3 protein-coding genes are annotated in these 2,826 nt (G+C 43.4%); 2 read left to right on the plus strand and 1 reads right to left on the minus strand.

Translation table 11 applies throughout. The annotated features are described in order from the left end of the window. The first annotated feature begins 104 nt into the window (after positions 1-104). On the plus strand, positions 105-644 hold the full coding sequence (locus PX481_RS16250; RefSeq protein WP_288095001.1) for a pentapeptide repeat-containing protein: 540 nt from the start codon (positions 105-107) through the stop codon (positions 642-644). Between the two features lie 442 nt (positions 645-1,086). Next, positions 1,087-2,703, plus strand: coding sequence for an ABC transporter substrate-binding protein (locus PX481_RS16255; RefSeq protein WP_288095003.1), 1,617 nt, complete (start codon positions 1,087-1,089; stop codon positions 2,701-2,703). Here PX481_RS16255 and PX481_RS16260 read toward each other — a convergent pair. Then, positions 2,664-2,795, minus strand: coding sequence for a hypothetical protein (locus PX481_RS16260; RefSeq protein WP_288095004.1), 132 nt, complete (start codon positions 2,793-2,795; stop codon positions 2,664-2,666). The two genes, PX481_RS16255 and PX481_RS16260, sit on opposite strands and share 40 nt — an antisense overlap. Positions 2,796-2,826: the final 31 nt, after the last annotated feature.

Genomic DNA, 2,826 nt, shown 5'->3' on the forward strand with positions numbered 1-2,826 from the left:
TCAATATTTTCTAGGGATAATAGCTCTAGGGACATGGAGCGCTTTCTTAACAAAGGTTTACGAATATTCTAAGATATTTTTACAGTATTTAACCGTGGCTGAACATGACTTTTCCCAGTATTGATTTATTAGCAATTCGTCGGGGTGAGATAAAAGATTTAGGGGGCATGAACTTGGCAGGGGCTGATTTAGCGGGTGCAGACCTAGCCGGGGCGAATTTACGGGCAAATTTACGCGGTGCTGACCTGACAGGGGCAAATTTAAGGGGAGCAGATTTTCGTAATGCCGATTTACGCGGGGCAATTCTCCTCGATGCGATCGTGACTGGGGCAAGTTTGGCCGGTGCTTTTTTAGCCGGGGCGGTTTTTAATCATCTAGATTTGTCTGGGGCGGATTTTCGCGGTGTCGATGGCCGGGGAGCGAGTTTTGTCGGGGCGATTTTAACCCAAGCGGATTTTACTAGCGCTAATCTGTCCGGAGCAGATCTGTCGGCAACCGATTTAGAGGAAGCAATTTTTTTCGGGGCGATTTTACGGGGAACAAATTTTACTGATGCCAATCTTCTTTGTGCTAGTTTAGCCTCGGCAGTAACCACGGGGGCAATTTTCGAGCGAGCTTGTTTGGAAGGGACAGGATTAACCTAAGTAGGTAGTCGTTAAAAGTTATCAGACACCCCCCTTATCAAGGGGGGACTAAGGGGGGATCGGCACCCCCCTTATCAAGGGGGGCAGGGGGGATCAGAGGCAAAATCTATCTTCAATTTAATTATAACTACTTACTTAAATGGCTGATAGATAAAAGAAGATGAGTTTCTAATCGGTTGCTATCTGCCTCCATAGCTCCAGCTATTCTGAACCATTTAAACCCTTTGCTGCCCAGGGTCTTCTTCTTGTCCAAATTGATCAAGTTTTTGCCATCATCGACCAGAAAATTTAGTTTAATTGTCTGGGTAATCAGTGCAGTTATTGAAGAATTTTCCCCAACCAATTAGGCAATCAACCTAGTTCCTTAAGGGAACCTAGGGGAAAAGATTATGCACAAAAATGATAGGATTGATTGATACCTAGCTGCCGTTAATCGCTATCGATGAAACCTTTACACCAACTTTATCGCTATTTAAGTTTATTTTGCCTCTGTCTTCTTCTGACTGTGGGCTGTCAGTCCACTAATTCCAATTTACCCCAGGGGGATAGGGATATCCTGATGATTGGGACAACCCTAAAACCACGCTCGATCGATCCGGCCGATAGTTATGAGTTAGCGGGACTTTTTATTATTTATAATCTCGGTGAAACTCTCTACACCTACGCCGAAGGAACCACTAATTTAAAGCCTCTCCTGGCCACGGAATTACCCAAAATTAGCCCCGATGGTTTGACTTATACTATCCCAGTACGTCGAGGAGTTATCTTTCATGATGGCACGGTTTTTAACGCGGAGGCGATGAAGTTTTCCCTAGAAAGATTTATCAAAAATGGTGGCGAACCTTCCTTTCTTCTCCGGGATACAATTGATAAAATCACCGCTACCAAAGAAGACGAAATTACTATTAAATTAACCAGACCTTTTGCCGCCTTTCCTGCTCTTTTAGCTTACCCCGGAGCCTGTGCAGTTTCACCCAAATTTTATCAAATTGGCGAGGGTAAATTTAAACCTGAAGAATTTATCGGCACGGGACATTATCGATTAAAAGCAGTTACCAGCGATTCTTTTAGTTTAGAAGCCTTTGATCGCTATTGGGGAGAACCAGCCAAAAATAAAGGAGTTAATGTGCAAATTTATCTCTCGAATCCTGCCAATTTATTTAACGGTTTTCAGACGGGAGCGGTGGATATTGCCTATCAATCTTTACTGCCTCCTCAAGTGAGAAAATTACGCACAGAAGCGGCGCAGGAAAAATGGCAAGCCATCGAATCTTCTGGGGCAGCAATTAACTTTATGAGCCTCAATCTCAAAAGTGAACCCACCAATAATATTTTAGTGCGACAAGCCATTGCTTCTCTAGTCGATCGAGATTTACTTAATGAGCGCATTTTACAAGGTCAAGGCATCCCTCTTTTTAGTCTCATTCCTACTACTTTTTCCGAGTCACAACCGGTGTTTAAAGAGCGCTATGGCAACCATAATATAGAGCAAGCTAAACAATTACTAAAAGCCGCTGGTTATAGTCCAGAAAAACCCGCAATTGTAGAAGTTTGGCACTCCTCGGGATCGATTACTTCCAGCAGCGTGGCGGCAGTGATGAAAGCCCTATCAAAACGGGATTTAGATAATAGGATTCAATTTGAACCCAATAGTATCCTAGGAGCGGCCTTTTTCCGTAATATTAGCCAGGGACTTTATACCACTGCCCTATCTAATTGGTATCCGGATTTTTTGGATGCAGATAACTATATTTATCCCTTTTTAGATTGTGCTAAAGGTTCCCCAGAAACTGGCTGCGAAGAAGGAGGATCGCAAAGTCAAGGCTCATTTTTTTATAGTCAAGAAATGAATCAATTAATCGCACAATCCCGTCGGGAAAGTAACCCAGCCAAAAGAAAGCAAATTTTTGGCAAAATTCAAGAAATTCTCGCCGATGAAGTTCCCTATATTCCCCTTTGGCAAACCAAGGAATACGCTTTTGCTCGCAATGGCATCACGGGAGTTATCATCAATCCCAGTCAGACTTTTCCCTTCTGGACAATTGCCAAAAAATCCTGATAATTAGGGTTTGCTGAAAAAGTTTTTCCTGGGGGCAGGGTGTGGGGTGTGGGGTGTGGGGTGTGGGGTTTTACCAGTTTTGAGGTGGCCAATTACCTAATTTTCAGGGAAAAAGTGCCTAAA

The sequence above is a fragment of the Microcystis sp. M53603_WE2 genome, assembly GCF_030065435.1.